Source organism: Luteimonas sp. MC1750 (assembly GCF_016615955.1).
GTDB lineage: Bacteria > Pseudomonadota > Gammaproteobacteria > Xanthomonadales > Xanthomonadaceae > Luteimonas.
Window position 1 is genome coordinate 2,719,908 of record NZ_CP067113.1, and the last position, 26,365, is coordinate 2,746,272.

Below are 26,365 nucleotides of genomic sequence, written 5' to 3' on the forward strand. Positions count from 1 at the left end.
GGCCGGATTATGGCCCCAGATGCGCGCGCACGGCGTCGGCCACGCGCCGCGCCTGGCCGCGCAGCTCGGGCATGGCGATGGTCTCCCAGAGGTCGCCGATGCGCAGCGTGCCCAGCGTCCACAGCCCCGGGACCGGCGCCCCCGCGGCGTCCAGCGGAACGCCCTCGCCCACGGTGGCGGCGCCCATGCCGTGCGGGCCGGGGCGCAGCAGGCCGCGCGCGCAGAGTCCAGCCAGCAGGCCGCTGCCGCGGTCGATCCGCTTCTCCATGCCAAGGGCGTTGACCACGACGTCGGCCTCGAAGCGCTCGACCACGTCGCGGCCGCGCGGACGCCAGGCGATGGCGGTACGGGCACCCGGCTCGATGGCAACCAGGTGTCCGGCCAGCCGCTGCAGCTGGCCGGCGGCGGTCGCCGCGTCCAGCTGCGCCGCGACCTCGGGTGCGATGCGGTGGCGATGGACGTCCCAGTGCCGCACCAGGTGGCGCAGGAAGCGCGCCTGCGCCGTCGCGTCCAGGCTGGTCCAGAGCGCCTGCACGTGCGGGCGCAGCGCATCCAGCGCGCCCTGCCACGGGCGTCCGTGCGCCTCTTCGTGGGCCGCCAGCGCGCGCAGCGCGCGGGTCCGCGCGGCCAGCCCCATGGCCAGCAGGGCCGGGATGTCGGCCGCGGCCGGAGGCGCCGGCGCCGCGTGCGGCAGCGGGACCAGGCCGCGTCGCGACAGCGAGGTGATGCGACCGCGATGGTCGTTGGCGACCAGGCTCAGCACCACGTCGACCATGCTCAGGCCGGCGCCGAGAATGGCGACGTCGGCATCCGGGGCGATGGCGGCGATCGCCGGGTAGTCCCAGGCCTCCACCGCGCCGACCGCAGCCGCGCCCGGCGCCGGCAGCGGCAGCCGCGCCGGCCGGTTGCCCACCGCCAGCACCACCGTCCTGGCCTGCAGCCGCTGTCCCGAGGCGAGCTCGACGAGGTAGCTGCCATCGGCCGGCGAGACGTCCACGGCGGGGTCCACCACCTGCTGCAGCCGCGCGCGCCCGGGTCGCCCGTCGAGCAGCGCCGCGAGATAGCCGGCGTAGGTCTGGCGCGGCAGGAAGCGCGCGCCCAGCGCGGCCGGGTCGTCGCCGGCATGCGCGGGCAGCGACTGGAGGAAGCCGACGAAATCGCCCGGGTTCGCGTCCAGCGCGCTCATGCCCGCGGCGCGCACGTTGAGCAGGTGCTCCGGACGCCGCGTGGCATAGGCCACGCCTTCCCCGACCGCCGCGTCCGCCTGGACCAGGGCGACCGACAGCGGCGCGGCCCCGGCGCCGAGCAGGTGCGCCGCCACGAGGGTGCCGCTCGCGCCGCCGCCGATGACGGCCACGTCGACCCGCGAAGGAACTGGACTGGTCACGCGATCCCCAAACAGCGCCGGACAGTCGCCAGTATCCCCCGGCGCACGTGATGCATCCACATCCGTGCGGGTCGGTGCGTTACCCTGCGCCTCGCCCATGACCCCAGACATGCTGCTGACGTTTCTCGTACTTGCCGGCGCGGTGGCGCTGTTCGTCAGCGAGAAGATGCCGCCCGAAGTGGTGGCGATGCTGTCCCTGGCCGCGCTGCTCACGCTGCGGCTGGTCAGCACCGAGGAAGCCCTCTCCGGTTTCAGCAGCCCGGCCACGGTGACCGTGGCGGCGATGTTCGTGCTCAGCGCCGGACTGCAGCACAGTGGCTCGCTCAACCGCCTCGGCGAGGCGATCGCGCGCATCCGCTGGGGCTGGCTGCTGGCGCTGGTGATGATGCTGCTCACCGCGGCGGTGTCGGCCTTCATCAACAATACCGCCGCGGTGGCCGTGTTCCTGCCGCTGATCATCGCCGCGGCCGTGGCCAACAACCTGCCGCCGTCGAAGTTCCTGATTCCCCTGTCCTACGCGGCCCAGTTCGGCGGCGTCTGCACGCTGATCGGCACCTCGACCAACCTGCTGGTGGATTCGATGGCGCGCCAGGCCGGGCACGCGGGATTCACCATCTTCGAGTTCAGCGAGCTCGGCATCCTCTTCGTCGCGGCCGGCGTCGTCTACATGATGATCGCGCGCATCTTCCTGCTGCCCGACCTCGGCGTGCCCCACCAGGCCGACAGCGGCCATGCCGGGCGCTACGTGGTCGAGCTGCTGGTGCCCGGGAAGTCCGGTGCGGTCGGCCGTCGCGGCGCCGAGTTGCTGCCTGCCGACAGCGGCGACGTGGTGGTGCTGGAGATCTTCCGCGGCGGCGGCGCGCTGGCTTCGCCGCGCGACGGCGTGATCGAACCCGGCGACCGCCTGCTGGTGCGCGGCAACTGGAACGACGTCGAGCAGGCGCGCCGCAAGCTCAAGCTGGCGTTCGACCAGGTGGCGACCGACCTCGACCTCGAAGGCGACGACGAAGACGGCCGCGTGCACGCCGAAGCGATGGTCGCGCCCGGTTCGCACCTGATCGGCCACTCGCTGGCGGACGTGCGCTTCGCGCACATGTACCGCGCCCGCGTGCAGGGGCTGCACCGCCACCGGCTGGCGATCCGGCAGCGGCTCGACCAGGTGCCGCTGGCGGTGGGCGACGTCCTGCTGCTCGACGCCCCGGAAAGCGCGCTCGACCTGATGCGCGCCGATCCCGGGCTGGTGGTGATGGGCGAGCGCGAGCAGACGCGCACCTCGCTGCGCCGCTCGCTGATGGCGCTGGGCATCCTCACCGCCGTGGTGGCGGTGGCCGCGGCCGGCCTGATGAGCATCGTCGCCTCGGCCATCATCGGCTGCTGCATGCTGCTGCTGCTGCGCGTGCTCAAGCCCGAGGAGGCCTACGCCGCGATCGACTGGCGCGTGGTGCTGCTGCTGGCCGGCGTGCTGCCGCTGGGCATCGCCCTGCAGAACAGCGGTGCCGCTGCGCTGATCGCGGACTTCTCGATCGGCCTGGTCGGCGGACTCGGCCCGGTGGCCACGCTGGCGGTGATCTACATCATGACCTCGCTGCTGACCGAGGTGATGAGCAACAACGCCTCCGCCGCCCTGGTGGTGCCGATCGCGATCGCGACCGCGGAGTCGCTCGGCCTCGACAGCAAGCCGTTCCTGGTGGCGGTGGCGTTTGCCGCGTCCACCAGCTTCGCCACGCCGATCAGCTACCAGACCAACACGATGGTCTATGCCGCCGGCGGCTACCGGTTCCAGGATTTCGTCAAGGTGGGGCTGCCACTCAACATCATCTTCATCACGATGGCGGTGGTGCTGATCCCGCGCTATTTCCCGTTCCACGCATGAACGCCCTGCGGCGCATCGTCGGCGTGCTGATGGTGCTCGGCGGCATCGCCGGCGTGGTGGCCTGCGCATGGGCGCTGGTCGATCCTTCGATCATGCCGGCACCGACTCCGCTGGGCGCCTTCGATGCGCCGTCGCCGCGCTGGCGGGCCGCCCTGGGGCTGGTGGTTTCCCTCGGCGTCGCGCTGTTCGGCAGCGGTCGCCTGCGTCACCGCGAACTGCCCTGACGCGCGATCGCGCCGCGCTTCCTGAACCGGACCGCTGCCCGCGCCTTTGAACCGCCGCGGGCAGCGCGGATAATGGCGATGCAACCGTTTACGTTGGAACCCAGCATGCTTGCGGCCCTCTGGCTCGCGCTCGCCGCCCCACCCGTGTTCATCGCGCCCTTGCCCGAATCCCCGGTCGAGCCGGCGGTGTTCGCGCTGGCGGCCGGTCGCGCGGAGCTGAAGCGACCGTGCTACCGGCTGGTGTGCGAGGACGCGGGCTGGCGCGAACCCAACCGCTTCACCCGCATCGACCAGCCGAAGGTGCCGGGCAGCGTCGACCCGCTGGCGAATATCCGGCTGCCGGCGATCGCCGCGCGCCGCTACCCGCTGTATTCCCCGGCCACGCGCCGCGACTGGCGGGTCAACCACGGCAGCCACTCGCGCTTCACCGCCGGCTTCGGCTACGAGGCCGTGCGCACGCCCGACACCAACGTGCGCCTCGAGTTCGGCACCGGCTACCGCCTGCAGCCGTACGCCGACCACGGCACGGCGATGGAAGGACCGATCGCGCGCGGTCGCGTGGAGCTGCGCCAGACCATCGCCGAGCGCGCCCGGCTGACCCAGAACATCCTGGTCGAGGCCGGCCGCTTCAATACCACCACCCGCCAGGTGATCGGCCTGGACCTGCAGCTGCAGCCGCAGTGGACCCTGCAGTCGAACTTCGAGCTGCGCCACGACAGCGCCGGCAACGGCGGCGATGGCGCCACCGACACCGAGGGTTCGGTCAACCTGCGCTACCGCTTCTAGCCCGTGCGGGACCGGCTGCCCGACGTCCTGGCTTCGACGTCCTGTAGGAGCGGCTACAGCCGCGATCCACGGTGCGATGGACTGACCCGGCAAGGGCGATCGCGGCTGTAGCCGCTCCTACAGGACGTCGGGGCCCGGGAGGAATTCGCCGGCGCCGGCGTCGAGCAGTTTGGCCGCGACCGCGCGCCCGAGCGCGTCCGGCTCCGACGCCGGCCCGCGGGCTTCCGCCCGCACCGCGCGCCCGTCGCTGGCCGAGCCGACCAGCCCTTCCAGGTGCAGCGCGTCGCCATCGAGCCGCGCGAACGCCGCCACCGGCACGTGGCAGCTGCCGTGCAGCGCGAGGTTGAGCGCACGTTCGGCCCCGGCGCAGGTGCGCGTGGGCGCATGGTCGAGTGCCCGGCACAGGTCCATCACCGCGGCATCGTCTTCCCGGCACTCGATCGCGATCACGCCCTGCGCGGGCGCGGGCAGCCAGGTGGGCGCATCGAGGCGGGCGCGGATGCGATCCCCGAGCCCCAGCCGCTGCAGGCCGGCGCAGGCGAGGATGATCGCGTCGTACTCGCCGGCGTCCAGCTTGGCCAGGCGGGTGTTGACGTTGCCGCGCAGGTCGCGGATCTCCAGGTCCGGGCGCAGCGCGCGCAGCTGCGCCTGCCGGCGCAGCGACGAGGTGCCGACGCAGGCGCCCGGCGGCAGCGCGTCGAAGGTCGCGAACTGGCTGCTGATGAAGGCATCGGCATGATCCGCGCGGGCCAGGAACGCCGGCAGCGCGAACGGCGCGTCGACCTGCATCGGCACGTCCTTGAGCGAGTGCACCGCGCAGTCGGCCTCGCCGCGCAGCATGGCGAGCTCGAGCTCCTTCAGGAACAGGCCCTTGCCGCCGATCGCCGACAGCGAGCGGTCCAGCACCTCGTCGCCGCGCGTGGACATGGGCACCAGTCCGACCTCGAGGCCGGGGTGCGCGGCGCGCAGCAGGGCGGCGACGTGTTCGCTCTGCCAGAGGGCGAGCGGGCTCTTGCGGGTGGCGATGCGGAGGCGGGTCATGCGGGGATTATCCCCGACCCCCGTCAAAACTGCCGCAGCGCCTCGCGCAGCGGCGCCACGCAGCGGCGGCTGACCTCCAGCGGCTCGCGTCCATGGCGCAGGATGGCGTGGACATGGCCTTCCGGGTCGCGGCGCAGCTCGACCAGCTCGTGGCGCGCCACCAGGCAGTTGCGGTGGATGCGCAGGAAGCGGTCGCCGAACTCCTCCTCCAACGACTTCAGCGATTCCTCGATCAGGTCCTCCCCCCGGGCGTGGTGCACGACGACGTACTTCTCGTCGGCCTGGAGATAGTGGATGTCCTCGATCGGAATCAGGCGCAGGCTGCCGCGCAGCCGTGCGCACAGGTGCGTGCGGCGCTTGCCGTCGCCGCCTTCGACGCGGCTGCGCACGAGGCCGGCATTGAAGGTGCGCACGCGGTCGAGCGCGGCCTGCAGGCGTTCGGCGCGCACCGGCTTGACCAGGTAGTCGACGGCGGCGGCGTCGAAGGCCGACAGCGCGTGGGCGTCGTAGGCGGTGCAGAACACCACCGCCGGCCGCGGTTCGAAGGCGGCCAGGTGGCGCGCGGCTTCGAGGCCGTCGATCCCGGGCATGGCGATGTCGAGCAGCACCAGGTCGGGCTCGTGCTCGGCGCAGGCCTGCAGCGCGGCGCGGCCGTCGCCGGCCTCGGCCACCACTTCGATGTCCGGATGCACGCCCAGCAGGCTGCGCAGGCGCTCGCGGGCCAGCGGCTCGTCGTCGGCGATGACCACCCTCATGCGGTCCTCCTCCCGCTCCCCAGCGGCAGCTCCAGCTCGCAGGCATAGTAGCCCCCGTCCCAGCCGCAGGCCATGCGCGCACGCGGGCCGAAGGCATAGCCCAGGCGGTGGGCGATGCTGCGCTGGGCATGGCCGGCGCCGTGCACGCCCGGGGCGTCCGGCGCATCGGGCGCCAGCGAGGGATTGCGGACCTTGATCCGCAGCCTGTCGTCCTCGACCTGCAGGGTGATCTGCACGGCGCCGCCTTCCGGCAGGCGCGAAATGCCGTGCAGCACGGCGTTCTCGAGCAGCGGCTGCAGCACCAGGCGCGGCATCGGCAGGTCCCACGGCAGCGGTTCGACACGCTGCCATTCGACCCGCAGGCGCTCGCCCAGCCGCAGCTGCTCGATGCCGAGGTAGTGCTCGGACAGGCGCACTTCCTCGGCCAGCGACGAGTCGTCCTCGCCTGCGCCCAGCGCGGCGCGGAACAGGTCGGACAGGTCGAGCACGGCGCGTTCGGCCACTTCGGGATCGCGGCGCAGCAGGCTGGCGATCATGTTCATGCTGTTGAACAGGAAATGCGGACGGATGCGCGCCTGCAGCGCATCGGCCTCGGCGCGCGCGTGTGCGGCGAGCTGGGCCTGCCAACGGTCGATCACGTAGAAATAGCGCAGCGCCAGCGCCGTGATCAGGGTGACCACGCCGGCGGAGCCGGTGACGAAGCGCATCGCGGAAGGCCACTGGTCCGCGCCTCCCACGCTCGCGAACAGCGCATGCACGATCCCGGCCACGATCGCGGCCACGGCCGCGGCCAGCCCCACCGCGAGCAGCGCACCGGTCCGCTGGGGAAGGCGGGACAGGCCGCGGCGGGAAATGCACAGCAGCACCGACACCGACAGCGCCATCCACAGCGCGAATCCACTGGTGGACAGCGCGCGCTCGAGATCCCAGTGCGCGCCGGCATCAGGGACCAGCACCACGACCACCACCACCAGCTGGGCGATGCCGAGCATGGCCGCCAGCCGCGGCAGCCGGCACAGGTCCGGCAGCCAGGGCTCGTCGGCGGCGCGCTCGCCCATGCTCAGCCCGCGGCGAACCGCCGCGCCAGCCAGTCGCCGAGGTCGCGGATCTCCTCGGCGCAGACCGAATGCGGCATCGGGTAGGCATGCCAGTCGACGTCGAACCCCAGCTCTCGCAGCAGGGCGGCGCTCTGCTGGCCGGCCTGGAACGGCACCACCGGATCCTGGCTGCCGTGGGCCATGAAGACCGGCTGGCGCGCAGCGCCCTCGACCAGCACCTGTCGCGACTTGCCCGCCGATGGCACGTAGGTCGACAGCGCGACAAGTCCACCCAGCGGCGCGGCGCTGCGCAGCCCGATGGCCAGGGTGACGGCGCCGCCCTGGGAGAAGCCGGCCAGCACGATGCGCTCGCGCGCGACGCCGCGCTCGACTTCCCGTGCGATGAGCGCCTCGACCTGCTCCACCGACTGCAGCACGCCGCCCTCGTCGGCCCGGTTGGCCAGGTCGACGTCGACGATGTCGTACCAGGCGCGCATCGGCACGCCGTTGTTGATCGTCACCGGCCGCACCGGCGCATGCGGGAAGACGAAGCGCAGCGCGGGCCAGCCGGGACGCAGCAGCTCGGGCACGATCGGCACGAAGTCGTTGCCGTCGGCGCCCAGGCCGTGCAGCCAGAGGATGCTCCAGGACGGGTCGGGCCCGGTCTCGCGCTCGATGCATTCCAGCAGCATGGCAACCCTCGTGGACGTGGCGAGCCATTATGCATGGCCCGGCCGGGGCTCCCCGGGGGACGTCAGTTCCCGTTCGTGCCCGGCGAGCGCAGCTCGGTCGCGCGCACCAGGACCGGCGGCGGCGCGCACTCCTCGGGGGTCAGGAAGATGCCCCGCGTCCGCAACCACCGCCCCGCCGCCGGCGATGCCCCCAGCGCGACGATCGGGATCGACAGCAGCAGGCCCAGGACCACCGGCGACATCCACGCCAGCAGCGCGGGCGAGACCATCCACGCGGCGACCGCGGCCACGACGCCGGCGAGCGTCAGCCCGCCGTACAGCCGCACCAGTTCGCGCAATGGCAGGACGCCATCGTCGCGCCGCTGCGCTTCCCATCCGGAATCCTTGCCCGCCAGGACTTCGGCCACGCCGCGCGACTGCACCCACATCGTCACCGGCGCCATCAGCGCGGCCAGCAGGGTCTCCAGCAGCATGCCGACGAAGACGCGCAGCGCCCCGCCACAGCCGCGGCGCATCGCCGGATCACTGACCGTCGCCAGCCATCCCATCAGCTTCGGCGACAGCAGCATGAACATCGTCACCACGAAGACGGCGATGAACCGGTCGCCGTCCTGCTCGCGCCACCAGGCGGTCGGGGTGAAGCCCTCGAGCGAAAAGTGTCCCCAGCTGAATCCTGCATGCAGCAGCGGGATCGAGACGCCGACGATCATCAGCATCGCCCACATCGGCGCGGTGAAGTAGTGGCCGATGCCGATCATCAGGTGCCAGCGGCTGACCCAGTGCAGGCCACGCGCGGGCAGCACGGCGCCGTGCTGCAGGTTGCCCTGGCACCAGCGCCGGTCGCGCACCAGCATGTCGGTGAGCGACGGCGGGCCTTCCTCGTAGCTGCCGCCCAGCCCCGGGATCATGTGCAGCGCCCAGCCACCGCGGCGCATCAGCGCCGCCTCGACGAAGTCATGGCTCAGCACGGTGCCGGCGAAGGGCTTCACCCCTCGCAGCTCCGGCAATCCGGCACACCCGGCGAAGGCGCGCGTACGGACCATCGCGTTGTGGCCCCAGTAGTTGCTCTCCGCGCCGTGCCACCAGGCCACCCCATAGGCGATGACCGGCCCGTACACGCGGCCGGCGAACTGCTGCATGCGCGCGAACAGCGTATTGCCGTTGACGATCACCGGCAGCGTCTGGATCAGCGCGACGTCCTCGTGGCGCTCCATCGCCGCGGCCAGGCGCACCAGGGTCTCGCCCGACATCACGCTGTCGGCGTCGAGGATCAGGAACTGCGGCCAGGCCCCGCCCCAGCGCCGGACCCAGTCGGCGATGTTGCCCGCCTTGCGCTCGTGGTTGTCCTGGCGCAGCCGGTAGTGGACGCGCGCGTTCGCACCCAGCCGCCCGCGCAGCGCGACGAAGGCCTCGGCCTCCGCCGCCTGGATCTCCGGCCTGCGGCTGTCGCTCAGGACGAAGACGTCGAAGCGCTCCAGCTGGCCGGTGGCGTCCAGCGATTCGTGCATCGCCTGGATGCCCGCCATCAGCCGCGCGGGATCTTCGTTGTAGATCGGCACCAGCAGCGCGGTCGGCGTGGACAGCGCAGGCAGCGGGCCATCGGCGTGCATGCCCATGCGCAGCGGCCGGCGCTGCAGCAGCAGGACGAAGCCCGCGATCGCGCCGACGAAGGCCTGCACGATCCACGCGAACAGCGCCACGAACAGCACCAGCAGCAGCCCTTCCAGCACGTCGATGCCGTCGCCGCGCAGCAGCCACCACATCTGGTAGGTCGCGACGAGGGTCAGCAGCACCACGCCGCCGATCACGCCGAACCGGCGCCAGGCCATGTTCGGGGGCGTGGTCGGGCGCGGCGGATTGGCGATCCGGCCACGACCCAGCGCCTGCACCGGCATCGGCAGCGGACACTCCGGCGGCAGCGGTGGGAGGGCGTGCAGCGGAGCCGCGCGCGGTGCCAGGGGATCTCCGGTCACGGCGTCCACCGCGACAGCCAGGTCTCGGACAGGCGCCCGGCGTCACCCTCGAGCCAGAGACGCAGCTCCACCGCCGCGGCGTCGCCCGGCAGCAGTTCCAGCCCCACGCGCCAGCCGCCGGTGGCGGGGTTGCGGTAGGCGGTGGCATTGCGGAGCTCGCCCGCGTTCGCCGATGCCTGCACGCGCACCGCGCCATCGCCCTGCGGCAGCCGGTCGCCGACGAAGTCGACCAGGTACTGCCGCCCCGGCGCGCCATCGAGCGTTCCGCTGCGCGTCGCGACCACGCGCGCGAGACCCGGCATCCACGCCTGTCCGTCCGACCAGTGCAGGCGGTAGCGGAAGCGGTGCTCGCGGCCTGGTGCCAGCGGCGCACGCGGACGCCAGAAGGCGACGATGTTGTCGGCGTACTCGTTCGCGGTCGGGATCTCGACCAGGTGCACCTCCCCCTCGCCCCAGGGGTCGAGCGGTTCCACCCGGCAGCCGGGGCGCTTCTCGTAGCCGGCCTCGAGGTCCTGGTAGTCCTCGAAGCGGCGCTTGCGCTGCATCAGACCGAAGCCATGTGGATCCCGGTCCTGGAACCCGCTGTGCTCGACATGGCGCGGATTGCGCAGCGGACGCCACGCCTCCTCGCCACTGCCCAGCCACAGCGCCAGGCCGTCGGAGTCGTGCACCGCGGGCCGCGGATCGTCGATGCCCGCGCGATCGTGGGCGTCGAACTCGTACATGCTGGTCAGGGGCGCGATGCCGGCGGTCGCGAGCTCGACCCGCGGATACAGGCGGGCATCGACGTCGAACACGGTGTCCGCGCCCGCGGTGATGGCGAAGCGGAAGGCGCCGGCGACGCTGGGCGAGTCCAGCAGCGCATGCACCACGGCCTCGGCGGCGCCGGGGGCCGGCGTCTCCAGCCAGAAGGCACGGAACACCGGGAACTCCTCGGCCCCCGGGTCGCCGCTGCCCAGCGCCAGCCCGCGCGCCGAGAGCCCATAGCCCAGCCCGCGTGCGACCGCGCGGAAATAGCTGGCGCCCAGGAACGCCGCGATCTCGTCGAGGGTGCCGGCCTGGTGCACGGCGCCGTGGAGGCGGAAGCCGGCGAAGCCGATGTCCCGCCCGGCCGGCGGCGCCGGAACGCCGTGCTCGAAGCGGAACAGGCCGGTCGCGTACGGGAACGGCCGGCTGCGCCCGCCTTCGACCACGTGCATGTCCACGCGGTCCAGGAACATGTAGCCGCGATGGAAGAACTGGGCCTCGAAACCCCGCCCCTGGCCGTGCCAGAGCGCGCGATCCGGCCGGTAGCGGTAATCGCGGTAGCGGTCGTAGCCGAGGCCTGCAAGCGCGTCCGGAAGGGCGCGCGACGGAGCGCGGTAGGGCGCGGCCGCGAGCGCCCGGGCCAGCGCCGGCACGGTGCCCGCGTCGAAGGCCTCGCCGGCAGCCGTCGCCGCGCGGGATCCGGCGGGCAGCGCCAGGGCCACCGGCAGTGACAGGCCTGCCAGCAGGAGTTCTCTTCGATGCAAGGGGGATGCCGTGGGCGGGGAACGCGCGGAATATAGCGCGCGAGCGGGCGCCTTGCTCACGCCTCGCTAACGATCGCGCCCGCGGCGTGACATGCGCGCGACGCGGCGCGTGCGATCCTGCCGCGCCGTCCTCGCCGGGATCCCGATGCCGACCACCACCCCCCTTGTCTGGGAAGCCACGATCGCCCTGATCATCGGCCTGCTGGCGTTCGACTACTTCTTCCACGTGCGCAAGGCGCACGCGCCCACGCTGCGCGAGGCGGCGGTCTGGTCCGCCCTCTACGTCGGCATCGCCCTGCTGTTCGGCGTCGCGGTCTGGACCTGGGGTGGCGCCGACATGGGCGCCGAGTACTTCTCGGGCTACATCACCGAGAAGGCGCTGTCTATCGACAACGTCTTCGTCTTCCTGGTGATCATGGCCAGCTTCAAGGTGCCGCGCGAGGACCAGCAGAAGGTGCTGCTGTTCGGCATCACCTTCGCGCTCATCGCGCGCACGGTGTTCATCCTGCTGGGCGCGGCGCTGATCGAGCGCTTCTCCTGGGTGTTCTACCTCTTCGGCCTGGCGCTGCTGGTGACCGCGGGCAACCTGCTGGCGCCCGACGACCACAGCGAGGACAAGCCGAACATCGTGGTGCGGATCGTGCGCAGGATGTTCCACTCCAGCCCGCACTACGACGGCGACCGGCTGTTCACCACCTACCAGGGCAAGCGCGCGCTGACGCCGATGCTGCTGGTGATGCTGGCGATCGGCGGCACCGACATCCTGTTCGCCTTCGATTCGATCCCGGCGATCTTCGGGCTGACCCAGAACGTCTTCATCGTGTTCACCGCGACCGCGTTCTCGCTGCTCGGCCTGCGCCAGCTGTACTTCCTGGTCGGCGGCCTGCTCGAACGCCTGGTCTACCTGTCGCTGGGGCTGGCGGCGATCCTGGGCTTCATCGGCGTGAAGCTGGTGCTGCACGCGCTGCACGAGAACAACCTGCCCTTCATCAACGACGGCGAACCGGTGCCGGTGATCGAGATCAGCACCTGGAGTTCGCTGGTGGTGATCGTCGGCATCCTCGCCGTCACCGTCGTGGCATCGCTCTCGAGCCCGCGCGGCAAGGCCAGGGTCGCGGTGTCGGGCCTGCGCAACCGCATCGCCGGCTACCTCGACCTGTCGCCGCGCGCGACCGCGATCCAGCGCCGCGACGCCTTTGCCGACCTGCGCGCCGCGTGGACGCGCGTGGAGGGCCTGGAGCCGCGGTTCAAGGCCATGGTCAGACACGCCGACGTGCTGCAGGCCGACCTGCAGCGCGCCTGTGCGGCGCACGCCGAGGCGACCGGCCAGCCGCCGTCGGACTGCCGGCTGGACCTGCCCGTGCCGACGCCCGACGAGGCCGGCGACCCGGCCTGATCAGCCGGCCGGGGCCTGCACGAGCGGGGCGCTGTCCTCGCGCCAGCCGCCGCCCAGCACGCGGTACAGCGTGACGCGGTTGGCCTGCTGGGCCAGGCGCGTGGCCACCAGCGCCTGCTGCGCCGCGTACAGCGTGCGCTGGGCGTCGAGCCGGGTGAGGTAGCTGTCGACGCCGGCTTCGAAGCGCAACTCGGCGAGGGACTCGGCGCGCGTCGCCGCGTCGACGAGGTCCTGCTGCGCGGCCACCTGCCTGGCCAGCGAATCGGCCTGCACCAACGCATCGGCCACCTCGCGGAAACCGGACTGGATGGCCTGTTCGTACTGCGCCAGCGCGATGTCGCGGTCGGCCTCGGCCATACCGAACGCAGCCTTCAGCCGCCCGCCCTGGAAGATCGGCAGGTTGATCCGCGGCATGAAGCTCCAGACCCGCGTGCCGCCGTCGAACAGGCCCGACAGCGCGTCGCTGGCCGAACCGATGCTTCCGGTCAGCGAGATCGACGGGAAGAACGCCGCGCGCGCGGCACCGATGTCGGCGCTGGCGGCCACCAGGCGGTGCTCGGCGGCCATCACGTCGGGACGGCGCAGGAGGACACGCGCATCCAGGCCGGCGGGCAGCGCCGCGATGCCGGTGACCGGTGCGACGCGGGCGTCAGCCGCGGGCAGCAGCGAGGCGTCCAGCTGCGTGCCGGCCAGCAGGTCGAGCGCGTTGCGGTCGCGCGCGACCTGGCCCTTGAGGCGTTCGACGTCGGTGCGTGCGGTCGCGACCTGGGTGCGCACCTGCTCCATCTCGAGCGCGGAGGTCGCGCCCAGCTCGAGGCGCCGGGTGGTCAGGTCCAGCGTCTGCAGGTAGGTGTCGAGCGCCTGCTGCGACAGCTGCAGCTGCTCCTGGTCGGCGGCCAGCGCCAGCCAGGCGCCGGCGACTTCCGCCACCAGCGACAGCTGCGCGGCACGCTGCGCCTCTTCGGTGGCGAGGTACTGCTGCAGCGCCGCCTCGCTCAGGTTGCGCACGCGGCCGAACAGGTCGAGTTCGAACGCGGCAAGGCCGACGCCCGCGGTGTAGGTCTCGCCCACCGGGATGTCGCCGCCCACGCGCTCCATCATCGCCTCGGCACCGATGGAGGGCAGGCGGTCTGCACGCCGGATGCGGTACTGCGCGCGCGCGCGCTCGACGTTGAGGATCGCCACGCGCAGGTCGCGGTTGTTGTCCAGCGCCAGCGCCACGACCTGCTCCAGTCGCGGGTCGGCGAAGAAGTCGCGCCAGCCGATGTCGGCCATCGGCAGCGCGGCCGTGACGTGGCTCGATCCGGCGACAACCGGAACCACCTCTGCCGGCGTCGTTTCCGGCATCGGCCAGGCGGCCGGGATACCGGCCTGCGCCTGCGGCGTCGCCGGCACCAGGGTGGCGCAGCCGCTGGCGGCGAGGGCCGCCGCCAGGGCCAGCGCGAGGCGCGCGTGCTTACTCATGTTCGATCACTCCCGCCGCCGCAGGCTGTTCGCCGGCCTTGGCCTTGCCGCCGAACATCTTCTGGATCACCACGAAGAACAGCGGGATGAAGAACACGCCCAGCAGCGTGCCCACGAGCATGCCGCCGACCACGCCGGTCCCGATCGCGCGCTGCGCGCCGGAGCCCGCGCCGGTGGCGATCGCCAGCGGCAGCACGCCCAGGCCGAAGGCCAGCGAGGTCATGATGATCGGGCGCAGGCGGTCGCGGACGGCCTGCATCGTGCCCTCGATCAGCTCCATGCCCTGGTCGACGTTGGCCTTGGCGAACTCCACGATCAGGATCGCGTTCTTGCTGGTCAGGCCCACCGTGGTGAGCATGGCCACCTGGAAGTACACGTCGCGCTCCATGCCGCGGAAGGTGTTGGCCAGCACCGCGCCGAGGATGCCCAGCGGGGCCACCAGCAGCACCGCGGTCGGCACCGTCCAGCTTTCGTACAGCGCGGCCAGGCACAGGAACACGATCAGCAGCGACAGCGCGTACAGCAGCGGCGTCTGCGCGCCCGCCTCGCGCTCCTGGTAGGACAGCGCCGTCCACTCCATGCCGATGCCGGCGGGGAGCTGCGCGACCAGCTTCTCGATCTCGATCATCGCGTCGCCCGAGGCCACGCCCGGCGCCGCCTCACCCTGGATCTCCATCGACGAGACGCCGTTGTAGCGCTCAAGGCGCGGCGAGCCATAGTCCCAGTGCATGGTGGCGAACGCGGAGAACGGCACCATCTCGCCCCGGATGTTCTTGACCGACCAGAGCTGGAAGTCCTCCGGCGTCATGCGGAAGGGCGCATCGGCCTGGATGTAGACGCGCTTCACGCGGCCGCGGTCGATGAAGTCGTCGATGTACTGGCTGCCCCAGCCCGCCGAAAGCGTGCCGGTGATGGCGTCCACCGACAGGCCAAGCGCACCGGCCCTGGCATTGTCGATGTCGAGGCGCAGCTGCGGGGTGTCTTCCTGCCCGTTGGGGCGCACGTTGGCCAGCAGTTCGCTCTGCGCGGCCAGGCCGAGCAGCTGGTTGCGCGCGCCGAGCAGCGCCTCGTGGCCCAGGCCGGCGTTGTCCTTCAGGAAGAAGGTGTAGCCGGCACCGATGCCGAGTTCCGGCATCGCCGGGGGCGGGAAGGTAAAGATCATTGCGTCCTTTACCTGGCTCATCGCGGCCATGCCGCGGCCGGCCACCGCGCCCGCCTGCTGGTCGGCGTCCGGGCGCTCGCTCCAGTCCTTGAGCTTGATGAAGGCCATGCCCGCGTTCTGGCCCATGCCGGCGAAGCTGAAGCCCTGCACGGCCATGACCGATTCGACCACCTCGGATTCGTTCTCGAGGAAGTGGTTCTCCAGGTGCGCCAGCGCTTCCAGCGTACGCTCCTGGGTCGCGCCCACGGGCGTCGACACCAGCGCCATCAGCACGCCCTGGTCCTCGTTGGGCAGGAAGGAACTGGGCAGGCGCGCGAACAGCACGCCCATCAGCGCCACCAGCACGGCGAAGATCGCCATGTAGCGGCCCGGCCGGGTGATGATCGCCTTGACCTTGCCCTGGTAGCGGCGGCTGGTGCTCTCGAACTTGCGGTTGAACCAGCGGAAGAAGCGCGCGATGGGGCCCTTGCCGCTGTCGTGGTGCTCGCCCTTCTCCAGCGGCTTGAGCATGGTCGCGCACAGCGCGGGTGTCAGCACGATCGCGACCACCACCGACAGCAGCATCGCCGACACGATCGTCGCCGAGAACTGCCGGTAGATCACGCCGGTCGAGCCGCTCATGAAGGCCATCGGCACGAACACCGCCGACAGCACCAGGCCGATGCCGACCAGGGCGCCGGTGATCTGGTCCATGGACTTGCGCGTGGCCTCGAGCGGCGACAACCCCTCCTCGCTCATGATGCGCTCGACGTTTTCCACCACCACGATGGCGTCGTCGACCAGCAGGCCGATCGCCAGCACCATCGCGAACATGGTCAGCATGTTGATCGAGAAGCCCAGCGCGGCGAGCACGGCGAAGGTGCCCAGCAGCACCACCGGCACCGCGATCGTCGGGATGAGGGTGGCGCGGAAGTTCTGCAGGAAGAGGTACATCACCAGGAACACGAGCACGATCGCCTCGATCAGGGTCACGACCACGTTCTTGATCGAGACCTGCACGAAGGGCGTGGTGTCGAAGGGGACGACCGCCTTCAGGCCCGCGGGAAAGTAGGGCTCGAGGTCGTCGAGCGCCTGCTGCACGCCCTGGCGGGTATCCAGCGCGTTGGCGCCGGTGGACAGCGAGATCGCGACGCCGGTGGCGTCCTGGCGGTTGTACTGGCTGACGAAGTCGTAGGTTTCTGCGCCGAGTTCGACGCGCGCGATGTCGCCCAGGCGCAGCAGCGAGCCATCGGGGTTGCTGCGCACGATGACGTCGCGGAACTGCTCAGGCGTCTGCAGGCGGTCCTGCGCGTTGATGGTGGCGTTGAGCTCCTGGCCGTCGATCGCCGGCGTGCCGCCGAGCTGGCCGATCGCGACCTGCGCGTTCTGCGCGCGGATGGCGGCGGTGACCTCCGGGATCGACAGCGCATAGGTATGCAGCTTGCCCGGATCCAGCCAGATCCGCATCGCGTACTTGGAGCCGAACACCTGGATGTTGCCCACGCCCGCGACGCGGCTCAGCGGATCGACGACGTTGGCACCAACGTAGTCGGCGATGTCGTTGCGGTCCATGCTGCCGTCCTCGGAGACGAAGCCGATCACCGCGAGGAAGCTCGACGTGGACTTGGACACGTTGATGCCCTGGCGCTGCACTTCCTGCGGCAGCAGCGGCATCGCCAGCTGCAGCTTGTTCTGCACCTGCACCTGGGCGATGTCGGCGTCGGTGCCGCTCTCGAAGGTCAGGGTGACGGTGGCGAAGCCGTTCGAGGACGACTGCGCCGAGAAGTACATCAGCCCGTCGAGCCCCTTCATGTTCTGCTCGATGACCTGGGTCACCGAGTCCTCCAGCACCTGGGCGGAGGCACCCGGGTACATCGCGCGGATCTCGACGCTCGGCGGCGCCACGGTGGGATACATCGACACCGGCAGGCTGGTGATCGACAGCGCACCGGCCAGCATGATGATGATCGCGATGACCCACGCGAAGATGGGTCGGTCAATGAAGAAACGTGCCATGGCGCGCCCTTACTCCTGCACTGCGTCGGTGGTCGCACCGGCGGTGCCGGCGGGGTCGGCGGCATCGGCCGCATCGGCGATGTTCGCGGCTGCAGCCGCGGCCGCAGGCGCAGGCGCCTGGCCCGCCGCAGGCTTCTGCGCCATCTCGGCGGTCACCTCGACTTCGGCGCCGGGCTGGATCTTCTGCAGGCCCTCGACCACGACGCGGTCGCCGGCCGCGAGACCCGACTCCACCAGCCACTGGTCGCCGATGGCCTGGCCGACCACGACCGGGCGCTGTTCGACCACGCCCTGGGCATTGACCACCATCGCCGAGGTGTTGCCCTTCGGGTCGCGCGCGATGCCGCGCTGCGGCACCAGCACCGCGTCCTGGCGCACCCCGCTGCCGAGCGCGGCGCGGACGTACATGCCGGGCATCAGCACGTGGTCGGGATTGGGCACCTCGACGCGCAACGAGAAGCTGCCCGTCGTGGGGTCGACCGCGACTTCGGAAAACTTCAGCACGCCCGCGTGGGCGAAGCGGCTGCCGTCTTCCAGCAGGATGGTCACCGGCATGGCTTCGGGACGCTCCAGCCGGCCTTCGGCCAGCGCGCGGCGCAGGTCCAGCAGCTCCGCGCTGGACTGGGTCAGGTCGACGTGGATCGGGTCGAGCTGCTGCACGGTCGCCAGCGGCGCCGGCTGGTTGGCGGTCACCAGGGCGCCCTGTGTCACGCTGGACTTGCCGATGCGGCCGTTGATGGGAGAGGTGATGCGTGCATGTCCCAGGGTCACGTTGGCGGCATCCAGGGCCGCGCGCGCGGCGCCGACCTCGGCCTCGGCCTGGGCCAAGGCGGCGGTGGCGTTGTCGTGGTCCTGCTTGCTGACCGCGGACACCTTCACCAGTTCGGCGGTGCGGTTGGCGGTCAGGCGCGCGGCGGTGCGCGTCGCTTCGGCGCGGCTGAGCTGGGCGCGCGCGCTGTTGGCCGCGGCGCGATAAGTGGCGTCGTCGATCTGGTACAGCGGCTGCCCCGCTTCCACCATCGCGCCTTCGGTGAACAGGCGCTTGGCCACGAGGCCGTTGACCTGCGGGCGCACTTCGGCCACGAGCCAGGCGCTGGTGCGGCCGGGCAGCTCGCGCGACAGCGTGACCGGCTGCGCGGACAGGGTTGCCACGGTCACCGCAGGCTTCGGAGGCTCGCCGCCCTGCTGTCCGCCACCGCAGGCGGCGAGGGCGAGTGAGAGCACGGCAAGCAGGGGTAGGACGCGGATCGTGGTCATGGAAGGCCTTGTCGAAGCTTGAAAAAGGAGCACGCCCAGATGCGCGTGATCCGCGGACCGCGGGTCGGCACTGGGCGTACAGAGGAATGAGGTGTAATATACATACATGAATGTATGTTTGTCAAAGGCCGGATCCGGCCTATCACTGGAACACTGAGATGGCGCGCAGGACGAAAGAAGACGCACAGGAAACGCGCGAGGACATCCTCGACGCGGCGGAGGACTGCTTCCTGGAGCACGGCCTGTCGCGCACCAGCCTGGAGGCCATCGCCGCCCGTGCCGGCGTGACCCGCGGCGCGGTCTACTGGCACTTCAAGAACAAGGACGAAGTGCTGGAGGCCATGGTCAACCGGGTCAGCGTGCCCTTCTTCCATGGCCTGGAGCGCGTGTCGCGTGCCGACGGCACCACGCCGCTCCGCGACCTGCGCGAGCTGCTGCACACCTCGTTCGCCGACCTGAGCAAGGTGGAGCGCGTGCGCAACGCGTTGGAAGTGATCGAACTGCGCTGCGAGGTTGCCGCCAAGGGCGACATGATCAGCCGCCTTCGGCAGAGCGGCATGCGGCAGACGCACGCGCGGATTTCCGCCGCGTTCGCGCGCGCCGAGGTGCTCGGCCAGCTGCGCGAGGGCATGGCCGCCGAGAGCTGCGCGCGCACCCTGCACTTCGTGATCTCGGGGGCCCTGCGCATGTTCCTGCTGGATCCCGGGCACATCGACCTGGAACGCGACGGCCTGGCGGCCGTCGACCTTGCGCTGCGGGCAGTCGCGCGCGACCCGTCCCACCTGGACGCCACGGACTGACCCGAGGTCCGCGAGGCACCGGGTCGACGTCCATGGCGCGGACGGCAGAAGGCCGCCGCATCCCGTGCGGCGGCCTTCGGAGGCGCGCCGGTTTCGCGCGCGCTGGGGGGCTTACTTGTCCTGCTTGGGGACCGAAGCCTCGGTGGTGATGCGCAGCTGGACCTCGTCGCTGACGTTCGGCGCGTACATGCCCAGGCCGAACTCCGTGCGCTTGATGGTGGCCACGGCGTCGAAGCCGGCGGCCGGCTGCTGGGTCATCGGGTTGCTGCCGACCTTGTTGATCGTGGCGTCGAGCACCACCGGCCTGGTGATGTCCTTGATCGTCAGGTCGCCGGTGACCTTGAGCTTGCCCTCGCCCGCGGCTTCGACCGAGGTGCTCTTGAAGGTCGCCTGCGGGAACTTCTCCGCGTCGAAGAAATCGGCACTGCGCAGGTGCTCGTCGAACGCCTTGACGTGGGAGGACAGCCCGGCCAGCGGCATCACGACCTCGACCTTCGAGGCGGCGACGTTGTCCGGGTCATAGGTGATCGTGCCCTCGACCTGGCCGAAGTGCGCGATCGGGTTGGAGAAACCGAAGTGGCTCCACTGCGCGACCACGTCGGTATGGGCCGGGTCCATGGTGTAGGTGACCGGCGCGGCCAGGGCGTAGGCCGAAGCGGTGAGGAGGGCGGCGGCGAGGACGCCGCGGGACAGGCGGTTGATGTTCATCGGAACTCCGGAAGGTAGGCATGGGTGGTGAATGCTGGGAGGCCGGCGGGACAGGCCGCGCCGACCAGGAGCACAGGGTATCGTTCCATTATTGACTTTGCATACACCTCTTTTGGAACGAATGGTCACATTTTCAGAACAACAGCGGATTGGTGCATCTACTGCGGAATTCACCTGCTGAAACTATCTTTAGCGGCATTTATAGAACAATGATGTCCTTTCATGCTTGTTTATCCCGAAAGCTAGCACAATCAGACTGGCTCCACCGCGGCATCCCCGCCCAGTTACCGGAGCCATTCCATGATCACCCTGCGCCCCGCCAGCGAACGCGGCCACGCCAGCCACGGCTGGCTCGAGTCCTGGCACAGCTTCTCCTTCGCCGACTATCGCGATCCCGCCCACATGCATTGGGGGCCCTTGCGTGTCATCAACGAAGACCGCGTGCAGGCCGGCCAGGGCTTCGGTGCCCACAGCCATCGGGACATGGAGATCATCAGCTACGTGCTCGAGGGCAGCCTGGCGCACAAGGACTCGATGGGCAACGCCGCCAGCATCGTGCCGGGCGACGTGCAGCGCATGAGCGCCGGCAGCGGCGTCACCCATTCCGAGTACAACCACGAAGCCGACCGGACCACGCATTTCCTGCAGATCTGGATCATCCCGGACACGATGGGCATCCAGCCCGGCTACGAGCAGAAGGCGTATCCCGAAGCCGACAAGCGCGGGCGCCTGCGCCTGGTCGCGAGTCCCGGTGGCGATGACGGTTCGGTGCGCCTGCAGCAGGATGCGCGCATGTACGCAGGCCTGTTCGACGGCGACGAAGCCGCGGCGCTGGACATCGGCCCCGGCCGCCTCGCCTATGTGCACATGGCGCGCGGCCAGGCCATGGTCAACGGCAGGAGCCTGTCCGCCGGCGACGCCCTGCTGTACGCCGACGAGCCGCGCGTGGACATCGAGCGCGGCGACGGCGCCGAGATCCTCGTCTTCGACCTGCCGCGTCTCGGATAATCCCACCCTCAAGACGGAGCCACGCCATGCAACTGCGCAACCCTTCCGATCGCTGGGGCCCCATCAGCATGCTGCTGCACTGGGCGATCGTGGGCCTGATCGGCTGGATGGCCTGGCTGGGCCTCACGATGGTCGACATGCCGCCCACGCCGGCGAAGATCAATGCCTACGCGCTGCACAAGTCGCTGGGGCTGACCCTGCTGGCGCTGGTCGCGCTGCGCCTGACCTGGCGCCTGTTCGCCGGCGCCCCGGCACCGGTTGCCGGCACGCCGACGTGGCAGGCGCGCATCGCCTCGACCACCCACTGGGCGATGTACGCGCTGCTGTTCGCGATCCCGGTCAGCGGCTGGGTGTTCAACTCGGCGTCCGGCTATCCGCTGCAGTGGTTCAAGCAGTTCAACCTGCCGGCGATCGCCGGGCGCAGCGAGGAGCTGGCCGCGACCGCGATCGCCGTGCACGAATACGGCTTCTGGCTGCTGCTGCTCCTGGTGCTGGCGCATGCCGGCGCCGCCTTCTACCACCACCTGTTCCAGGGCGACGACACGCTGCGCCGCATGCTCCCCGCGCGCCGTGCCCACGCCCCCAACCCGGAGAACTGACATGGGCATTCGCAACCGTACCTTTCCGCTGGCGCTGGCCGCCGGCCTCGCCGCTTTCGCCACGCCCGCCCTGGCCGCCGACTACGTCCAGGCATCGGGCGCGCTGAGCTTCGCCAGTGAATACCAGGGCGAGACCTTCGTCGGCCTGTTCCCCGGCTTCAGCACCTCGCTGAGCTTCGATCCCGCGGCGCCGCAGGCCGCGAAGCTCGACGTCACCATCCCGCTCACCACCGCCGACACGAAGAACGGCGACCGCGACAGCACCCTCGGGACCGCCGACTTCTTCAACGTCGCGCGGTTCGCCACCGCCCGCTACACCGCGAGCGGCTTCCGCAGCCTGGGCGACAACCGCTACGTCGCCGACGGCACGCTGGAGCTGCGTGGGGTGAAGAAGCCGGTGGCGCTGGCCTTCACCTGGACGCCCGGCGCCAATCCGGTGCTTCAGGGGCGGGCGACGGTGAAGCGCCTGGACTTCGGCGTCGGGGCCGGGGACTGGGGCGATGTCTCGATCATCCCGGACGACGTCGCGATCTCGACGAAGGTGACGTTCCGCCCGGCCCCCTGACCAGGCAGCCGCCGGCCGCGTCCCGCGATGGGACCGGCGGCGTGGCTCAGGACATCGGCTCCGGCGCCGCGCCGAAGGCTGGCGGCAGCGGAATGAACTCGCCGTCGTCCAGGTCCGGCAGCTTCATGCGCCCCGCCGCCCAGTCGGCGCGGGCCTGCGCGATGCGCTCCTTCGAGGACGAGACGAAGTTCCAGTCGATGTGGCGCGGCCCGACCGGCTCGCCACCGAGCGCCATGACCACCGCGTCCCCGCGTGCGGCCACCGTGGCCGCGCGACCGGGCGCGAGCACGGCCATGCTGCCGGCCTCAACGCGCTGGCCATCCACCTCCACGCTGCCATCGGCCACGTAGACGGCCCGCTCGCTGTACTCCGCCGGAAGGGACGCGCGCGACCCGCCGCGCAGCTGCCAGTGCACGTAGAACTGCGGCGAATCGACCCTGACCGGCGACTCGACCCCGGCCAGCCGCCCCGCGATCAGCCGACCCACGATGCCGTCGCCGTCGAACACCGGCAGCGCCTCGCTGCCGTAGTGCCAGAACCCGGGATCGATCTCCTCGCGCCCGTCGGGCAGCGCCACCCAGGCCTGGATCCCGTCGAGCGGCCCGCCATGCGCGCGCAGCTCCTCGAAGCGTTCCGAGTGCGTGATGCCCCGCCCCGCGGTCATCCAGTTGACCTCGCCCGGGCGGATCGCCTGCTCGGAGGCGAGGCTGTCGCGATGCATGATCTCGCCGTGGAACAGGTAGGTGATCGTCGACAGGCCGATGTGCGGATGCGGACGCACGTCCGCCTCCAGCGGCAGGCCCGGTGCGATCGCCTTCGGCCCCATGCGGTCGAAGAAGATGTAGGGCCCGACCATGCGCCGCTTCGCGAACGGCAGCACGCGGCCGACCTCGAACGCGCCAAGGTCACGGCGGCGCTGCGGAATGACGAGTTCGATCATGGCGGCTCTCCGGCGCTCGGTCGCGGACGACGACTATCGCACCGATCCCGCGGTCCCGAAGCGGCCGGCGATACGCGGCGAACACCGACTTCTGCGCGCGGCCGTGGCGGTGCTAGGCTCGGCGGACGATTGAATGTCATGGAGGACGTCATGCGTATCTGCCCACGGCTCGCGATCACCCTGCTGCTGTCGACGCCCTTGCTCGCCTCGGCCGCAGACCCTGCCCCGGGTCAGCCGCGGTTTCCCGCGGAAATGCTGGGGGTCTGGGACGCCTACCCATTGGCCTGCGTCGACGATGGCCCGTCGGACAGCGACATGCGCATCCAGATCACCCCGGCCGTGCTGCACGGGTACGAGAACAACGACACGGTGCGGTCGATCAAGCCGATCGCGGAGTCGCCGATGGCCTGGCGCGTGGTGACGATCTCCGACATCGCCCCCGAAGAGATCCAAGGCGAGGCCGACATCTATGTCCTGCGGGGCGACGCGCTGACGATCACCAACGGAGAGCGCGCGTACACGTACAGACGCTGCAGGTAGCAACGGCACGACAAGGAACGTCCAATGCCCCAGGAATATCCGAGCGCCTACCGGGTTACACAATCCGGTCGCGCGCCCCCCGCGACGGCCGTCGCGAACGGACCGGTGTCCGACCTGGACAGCCTCCACACGCATCATCCCAAGCGGAACTTCAGTGCCGTGCTGGAGGACGGGGTGCCGAGGGGCGCAGAGAACGTGCTGACGCGCTCCTATGCCGTCGTGGGCGGGGAGTTCCAGGAAGTCCTGGACCGCCGCGTCGACAAGTACCGCAGCCTCCAACCGGACCAGGTCCTGCTGATCAAGGACTTCATCCTCGACGACATGTCCGCACGCGACACGCGGCGCGTGGACGTGCCCTCGCCGCTCGCCGGCGTCATCGGCCGGGTCGATGCCGCCAACGGCGTGGTCGACATCCACGAAACCGCCGATGGCCCGCCCGTCGCCCGGATCCGGCATCTCGGCCCGATCGCGGTCCAGCCCGGTGACACGGTGGCCTACGGCCAGTCGCTGGGCACGCAGAACAACATCGGCCTTGGTGCGTCGGCCGGCAAGCATGTGCACATCGAGATCGACACCCGCTACTACCAGCAGTTCGAGCACTACCTGCTCGACCTCGTCGAAGGTCGACTCGCGGTGCAGGCGGCGCATCGCGCCGGCGTCGAGCCGCGCGCGGTCGTCGACGACGGTGTGCAGCGCGTGGGCGAGTCCGGGGAGCGGGTGGCAGCGGTCCAGCGGGCACTGGTCGCCGCCGGCTACCGCGGTGCCGGGGACACGCCGATCGCCGTGGACGGGGTGTACCGCCTGTCGATGCAGGGCGCCGTGCTGCGGTTCCAGCAGGAGCACGGCCTGCCGGCCTCCGGCGATGTCGACGCGCCAACCTGGCGGGCGGCGCTCGACCTCACGCCGGGTCGCCGCGCGCTGCCGCCGCCGGTGGCTGACGAACTCCCTCCAGCCCTGTCGCCGGCGCACCGGGGTCTGCTGGACCGGATCAGGGGCCGGCTGGGCCAGCTGGATGCGCCATCTGGCCTGTCGGACTGCGACCGCGAGCGGGTCGCTGGCGCGCTGTTGCGACTGGCGGTCGAGCACCGCCTTTCAAGTGTGGACCACGTGCTGGTGGGCGACGCTCGCCCGGGCGGGAACCAGGCACGCGTGTTCCTGGTCCAGGGCCGGCTGGACGACCCCGCGCAGCGTCGCGCGTGGATGCCGATGGCAGACGCCTTGGGCCCACCCGTCGAGGACGCCCTTGTGCGCAGCAGGCGGCCAGAGCACACGGTCTCGGGAAGGGACATGGACATGCCTGCACAGACCCACACGCAGGCGGCGGAGCCATCCCATGGCACGGCGCCCCGCGCCATGGCCTGACCACGCGACCTCCCTCAGGCGGACGCGATCTCTTCGCTGTAGGCCGGATAGTCGGTGTAGCCGGTCGCGTTCCCGCCATAGAAGGTGGCGCCATCGGCGTCCGCCAGCGGCCAGCCATTGCGCAGGCGCTCCACCAGGTCGGGGTTGGCGATGAAGGGCCGACCGAACGCGACCAGGTCGGCGAGACCGGCAGCGAGGTCGGACTCCGCCGTGGCGCGCGTGTAGTTGCCGGCGAGGATCAGCGTCCCGCCATGGGCGGCGCGGAACTCACGGATGAAGCGTTCACCCGCTGCCGCCAGGATCGCCTCGCGGTTGCTCAGGTGGACATAGGCCAGCCCGCGCCCCGCAAGCTCGTGCGCCAGCTCCATCCAGGTATCGGCCTCGTCCTCGAAGGCGGGCATGTCGAAGATGCGGTTGAAGGGCGACAGGCGGATGCCAACCCGCTGGCTGCCGATCGCCGCCACCACCGCGTCCACGGTCTCGAGCACGAAGCGCAGGCGGTTGGCGATCGAGCCGCCGTAGGCGTCGTCGCGCGTATTGAGCCCGCCGTTGATGAACTGCTCGAACAGGTAGCCGTTGGCACCATGGATCTCGATGCCGTCGAAGCCGGCGTCGACCGCGTTGCGCGCCGCGGCGACGAAGTCCGCAGTGATGCCCGGGATCTCACCCGCGCCGAGCGCCCTGGGCGTGCTGGCGGGCATCTGCCCGGGGGTTCCGTCCTCGCGGTAGCCAAAGGCCTGGACGCCGGCTGCGGCCTTGGCCACCGGCGCCACCGGGGCGCGTTCGCCCGGCTGCAGCGACACGTGCGACAGGCGACCCACGTGCCAGAGCTGGGCGAACACCGCGCCGCCCTTGGCATGCACGGCATCGGTGACCGACTTCCAGCCCGCGACCTGGGCCCGGGAATGCAGGCCCGGCGTGAACAGGTAACCGCGCGCCTGCTCCGACACCTGCGCGCCCTCGGTGACGATCAGCCCCGCACTGGCGCGCTGCGCGTAGTAGGTCGCGGTCAGCGCGTCGGGCACGGTGGTCACCGCGCGGGAGCGCGTCATCGGCGCCATGACGATGCGGTTGCGCAGCGCCAGGCCCGCAAGGTCGTAGTGGTTGAACAGGCTGCTCATGGGAGGGGTCCGGATGCTCCAGCGGGGGATGCATCCAATCTACGTCGACGCCGAAGGCCGCGGGTGCGCGGCCATGGAACGATGGATCCCGGACGCGCCGTGCCGCAGCGCCCTGCGCGCCGCAGCGACCCACGCCGCAGCGCCGCGGCGCAGCCGCCCCGACGCGCGC

Annotated in this window: 23 protein-coding genes; 10 read left to right on the forward strand and 13 right to left on the reverse strand. The window is 71.0% G+C overall.

What is annotated here, in order from left to right:
• Positions 1-7 precede the first annotated feature (7 nt).
• Positions 8-1,387, reverse strand: coding sequence for an FAD/NAD(P)-binding protein (locus JGR68_RS12760; protein WP_199362401.1), 1,380 nt, complete (start codon positions 1,385-1,387; stop codon positions 8-10).
• On the opposite strand from JGR68_RS12760, the gene JGR68_RS12765 reads away from it, so the two are divergent.
• The 3 genes from JGR68_RS12765 to JGR68_RS12775 all read left to right on the forward strand — a co-directional run bounded on the left by JGR68_RS12765 (position 1,347) and on the right by JGR68_RS12775 (position 4,270).
• A complete protein-coding gene (locus tag JGR68_RS12765; RefSeq protein WP_255531860.1) occupies positions 1,347-3,260 on the forward strand; it encodes an SLC13 family permease in 1,914 nt (637 codons plus the stop codon). The genes JGR68_RS12760 and JGR68_RS12765 overlap by 41 nt on opposite strands.
• Positions 3,257-3,484, forward strand: coding sequence for a hypothetical protein (locus JGR68_RS12770; RefSeq protein ID WP_199362403.1), 228 nt, complete (start codon positions 3,257-3,259; stop codon positions 3,482-3,484). The genes JGR68_RS12765 and JGR68_RS12770 overlap by 4 nt, the downstream gene beginning before the upstream one ends.
• A 105-nt stretch (positions 3,485-3,589) precedes the next feature.
• Positions 3,590-4,270, forward strand: a complete 681-nt coding sequence (locus JGR68_RS12775) for a DUF481 domain-containing protein (RefSeq protein ID WP_199362404.1) — start codon at positions 3,590-3,592, stop codon at positions 4,268-4,270.
• Between the two features lie 117 nt (positions 4,271-4,387).
• On the opposite strand, the gene hemC is transcribed toward JGR68_RS12775, so the two are convergent.
• The 6 genes from hemC to JGR68_RS12805 all read right to left on the reverse strand — a co-directional run bounded on the left by hemC (position 4,388) and on the right by JGR68_RS12805 (position 11,279).
• Positions 4,388-5,311 carry a hydroxymethylbilane synthase gene (gene hemC / locus JGR68_RS12780; protein ID WP_199362405.1) on the reverse strand — a complete coding sequence of 308 codons (924 nt, stop codon included), beginning with the start codon at positions 5,309-5,311 and terminating at the stop codon, positions 4,388-4,390.
• 23 nt (positions 5,312-5,334) lie between these two features.
• On the reverse strand, positions 5,335-6,066 hold the full coding sequence (locus JGR68_RS12785; protein WP_199362406.1) for a LytTR family DNA-binding domain-containing protein: 732 nt from the start codon (positions 6,064-6,066) through the stop codon (positions 5,335-5,337).
• Positions 6,063-7,124: a sensor histidine kinase gene (locus JGR68_RS12790; protein ID WP_199362407.1), complete on the reverse strand. Its 1,062-nt coding sequence runs from the start codon at positions 7,122-7,124 to the stop codon at positions 6,063-6,065. Before JGR68_RS12790 ends, JGR68_RS12785 begins: the two co-directional genes overlap by 4 nt.
• Positions 7,125-7,126: 2 nt before the next feature.
• A complete protein-coding gene (locus JGR68_RS12795; RefSeq protein WP_199362408.1) occupies positions 7,127-7,795 on the reverse strand; it encodes an alpha/beta hydrolase in 669 nt (222 codons plus the stop codon).
• A 62-nt stretch (positions 7,796-7,857) separates the two neighbouring features.
• Positions 7,858-9,768: a glucans biosynthesis glucosyltransferase MdoH gene (gene mdoH, locus JGR68_RS12800; RefSeq protein ID WP_234446521.1), complete on the reverse strand. Its 1,911-nt coding sequence runs from the start codon at positions 9,766-9,768 to the stop codon at positions 7,858-7,860.
• Positions 9,765-11,279 carry a glucan biosynthesis protein G gene (locus JGR68_RS12805; RefSeq protein ID WP_199362409.1) on the reverse strand — a complete coding sequence of 505 codons (1,515 nt, stop codon included), beginning with the start codon at positions 11,277-11,279 and terminating at the stop codon, positions 9,765-9,767. The genes mdoH and JGR68_RS12805 overlap by 4 nt, the downstream gene beginning before the upstream one ends.
• 145 nt (positions 11,280-11,424) lie before the next feature.
• Here JGR68_RS12805 and JGR68_RS12810 point away from each other — a divergent pair, with 145 nt between their 5' ends.
• Positions 11,425-12,675, forward strand: coding sequence for a TerC family protein (locus JGR68_RS12810; RefSeq protein WP_199362410.1), 1,251 nt, complete (start codon positions 11,425-11,427; stop codon positions 12,673-12,675).
• Here JGR68_RS12810 and JGR68_RS12815 read toward each other — a convergent pair whose 3' ends face one another.
• Genes JGR68_RS12815 through JGR68_RS12825 form a run of 3 tightly spaced genes read right to left on the reverse strand, consistent with a single transcriptional unit; the run spans position 12,676 to position 18,553 of the window.
• Positions 12,676-14,139 (reverse strand): efflux transporter outer membrane subunit, encoded by a 1,464-nt coding sequence (locus tag JGR68_RS12815; protein WP_199362411.1) that lies wholly within the window; start codon positions 14,137-14,139, stop codon positions 12,676-12,678.
• Positions 14,132-17,296, reverse strand: a complete 3,165-nt coding sequence (locus tag JGR68_RS12820) for an efflux RND transporter permease subunit (protein ID WP_199362412.1) — start codon at positions 17,294-17,296, stop codon at positions 14,132-14,134. The genes JGR68_RS12815 and JGR68_RS12820 overlap by 8 nt, the downstream gene beginning before the upstream one ends.
• Positions 17,297-17,305: 9 nt before the next feature.
• Positions 17,306-18,553 carry an efflux RND transporter periplasmic adaptor subunit gene (locus JGR68_RS12825; protein WP_199362413.1) on the reverse strand — a complete coding sequence of 416 codons (1,248 nt, stop codon included), beginning with the start codon at positions 18,551-18,553 and terminating at the stop codon, positions 17,306-17,308.
• 158 nt (positions 18,554-18,711) lie between these two features.
• On the opposite strand from JGR68_RS12825, the gene JGR68_RS12830 reads away from it, so the two are divergent.
• Positions 18,712-19,353 (forward strand): TetR family transcriptional regulator, encoded by a 642-nt coding sequence (locus JGR68_RS12830; RefSeq protein ID WP_199362414.1) that lies wholly within the window; start codon positions 18,712-18,714, stop codon positions 19,351-19,353.
• Positions 19,354-19,464: 111 nt separating this feature from the next.
• Here JGR68_RS12830 and JGR68_RS12835 read toward each other — a convergent pair whose 3' ends face one another.
• Positions 19,465-20,061: a YceI family protein gene (locus JGR68_RS12835; protein WP_199362415.1), complete on the reverse strand. Its 597-nt coding sequence runs from the start codon at positions 20,059-20,061 to the stop codon at positions 19,465-19,467.
• Positions 20,062-20,361: 300 nt separating this feature from the next.
• Here JGR68_RS12835 and JGR68_RS12840 point away from each other — a divergent pair, with 300 nt between their 5' ends.
• Genes JGR68_RS12840 through JGR68_RS12850 form a run of 3 tightly spaced genes read left to right on the forward strand, consistent with a single transcriptional unit; the run spans position 20,362 to position 22,233 of the window.
• Positions 20,362-21,069 (forward strand): pirin family protein, encoded by a 708-nt coding sequence (locus JGR68_RS12840; RefSeq protein WP_199362416.1) that lies wholly within the window; start codon positions 20,362-20,364, stop codon positions 21,067-21,069.
• 26 nt (positions 21,070-21,095) lie between these two features.
• Positions 21,096-21,668: a cytochrome b gene (locus tag JGR68_RS12845; RefSeq protein ID WP_199362417.1), complete on the forward strand. Its 573-nt coding sequence runs from the start codon at positions 21,096-21,098 to the stop codon at positions 21,666-21,668.
• 1 nt (position 21,669) lies between these two features.
• Positions 21,670-22,233: a YceI family protein gene (locus tag JGR68_RS12850; RefSeq protein WP_199362418.1), complete on the forward strand. Its 564-nt coding sequence runs from the start codon at positions 21,670-21,672 to the stop codon at positions 22,231-22,233.
• Between the two features lie 46 nt (positions 22,234-22,279).
• Here JGR68_RS12850 and JGR68_RS12855 read toward each other — a convergent pair whose 3' ends face one another.
• Positions 22,280-23,173: a pirin family protein gene (locus JGR68_RS12855; protein WP_199362419.1), complete on the reverse strand. Its 894-nt coding sequence runs from the start codon at positions 23,171-23,173 to the stop codon at positions 22,280-22,282.
• Between the two features lie 138 nt (positions 23,174-23,311).
• Between JGR68_RS12855 and JGR68_RS12860 the strand changes: the two genes are divergently transcribed.
• Complete coding sequence (locus JGR68_RS12860) at positions 23,312-23,713, forward strand: hypothetical protein (RefSeq protein WP_199362420.1); 402 nt, start codon at positions 23,312-23,314, stop codon at positions 23,711-23,713.
• Positions 23,714-23,737: 24 nt separating this feature from the next.
• Positions 23,738-25,075, forward strand: coding sequence for a peptidoglycan-binding domain-containing protein (locus JGR68_RS12865; protein ID WP_200672697.1), 1,338 nt, complete (start codon positions 23,738-23,740; stop codon positions 25,073-25,075).
• Between the two features lie 14 nt (positions 25,076-25,089).
• On the opposite strand, the gene JGR68_RS12870 is transcribed toward JGR68_RS12865, so the two are convergent.
• On the reverse strand, positions 25,090-26,196 hold the full coding sequence (locus JGR68_RS12870) for an alkene reductase (RefSeq protein WP_199362422.1): 1,107 nt from the start codon (positions 26,194-26,196) through the stop codon (positions 25,090-25,092).
• Positions 26,197-26,365: the final 169 nt, after the last annotated feature.

What these genes read in the sequence shown, in the direction of transcription:
- JGR68_RS12765 (WP_255531860.1), top strand. Translation starts at nt 1,347, where the DNA reads ATGACGGCCACGTCGACCCGCGAAGGAACTGGACTGGTCACGCGATCC.
- JGR68_RS12770 (WP_199362403.1), top strand. Translation starts at nt 3,257, where the DNA reads ATGAACGCCCTGCGGCGCATCGTCGGCGTGCTGATGGTGCTCGGCGGC.
- JGR68_RS12775 (WP_199362404.1), top strand. Translation starts at nt 3,590, where the DNA reads ATGCTTGCGGCCCTCTGGCTCGCGCTCGCCGCCCCACCCGTGTTCATC.
- hemC (WP_199362405.1), bottom strand. Translation starts at nt 5,311, where the DNA reads ATGACCCGCCTCCGCATCGCCACCCGCAAGAGCCCGCTCGCCCTCTGG.
- JGR68_RS12785 (WP_199362406.1), bottom strand. Translation starts at nt 6,066, where the DNA reads ATGAGGGTGGTCATCGCCGACGACGAGCCGCTGGCCCGCGAGCGCCTG.
- JGR68_RS12790 (WP_199362407.1), bottom strand. Translation starts at nt 7,124, where the DNA reads ATGGGCGAGCGCGCCGCCGACGAGCCCTGGCTGCCGGACCTGTGCCGG.
- JGR68_RS12795 (WP_199362408.1), bottom strand. Translation starts at nt 7,795, where the DNA reads ATGCTGCTGGAATGCATCGAGCGCGAGACCGGGCCCGACCCGTCCTGG.
- JGR68_RS12810 (WP_199362410.1), top strand. Translation starts at nt 11,425, where the DNA reads ATGCCGACCACCACCCCCCTTGTCTGGGAAGCCACGATCGCCCTGATC.
- JGR68_RS12815 (WP_199362411.1), bottom strand. Translation starts at nt 14,139, where the DNA reads ATGAGTAAGCACGCGCGCCTCGCGCTGGCCCTGGCGGCGGCCCTCGCC.
- JGR68_RS12820 (WP_199362412.1), bottom strand. Translation starts at nt 17,296, where the DNA reads ATGGCACGTTTCTTCATTGACCGACCCATCTTCGCGTGGGTCATCGCG.
- JGR68_RS12825 (WP_199362413.1), bottom strand. Translation starts at nt 18,553, where the DNA reads ATGACCACGATCCGCGTCCTACCCCTGCTTGCCGTGCTCTCACTCGCC.
- JGR68_RS12830 (WP_199362414.1), top strand. Translation starts at nt 18,712, where the DNA reads ATGGCGCGCAGGACGAAAGAAGACGCACAGGAAACGCGCGAGGACATC.
- JGR68_RS12835 (WP_199362415.1), bottom strand. Translation starts at nt 20,061, where the DNA reads ATGAACATCAACCGCCTGTCCCGCGGCGTCCTCGCCGCCGCCCTCCTC.
- JGR68_RS12840 (WP_199362416.1), top strand. Translation starts at nt 20,362, where the DNA reads ATGATCACCCTGCGCCCCGCCAGCGAACGCGGCCACGCCAGCCACGGC.
- JGR68_RS12845 (WP_199362417.1), top strand. Translation starts at nt 21,096, where the DNA reads ATGCAACTGCGCAACCCTTCCGATCGCTGGGGCCCCATCAGCATGCTG.
- JGR68_RS12850 (WP_199362418.1), top strand. Translation starts at nt 21,670, where the DNA reads ATGGGCATTCGCAACCGTACCTTTCCGCTGGCGCTGGCCGCCGGCCTC.
- JGR68_RS12855 (WP_199362419.1), bottom strand. Translation starts at nt 23,173, where the DNA reads ATGATCGAACTCGTCATTCCGCAGCGCCGCCGTGACCTTGGCGCGTTC.
- JGR68_RS12860 (WP_199362420.1), top strand. Translation starts at nt 23,312, where the DNA reads ATGGAGGACGTCATGCGTATCTGCCCACGGCTCGCGATCACCCTGCTG.
- JGR68_RS12865 (WP_200672697.1), top strand. Translation starts at nt 23,738, where the DNA reads ATGCCCCAGGAATATCCGAGCGCCTACCGGGTTACACAATCCGGTCGC.
- JGR68_RS12870 (WP_199362422.1), bottom strand. Translation starts at nt 26,196, where the DNA reads ATGAGCAGCCTGTTCAACCACTACGACCTTGCGGGCCTGGCGCTGCGC.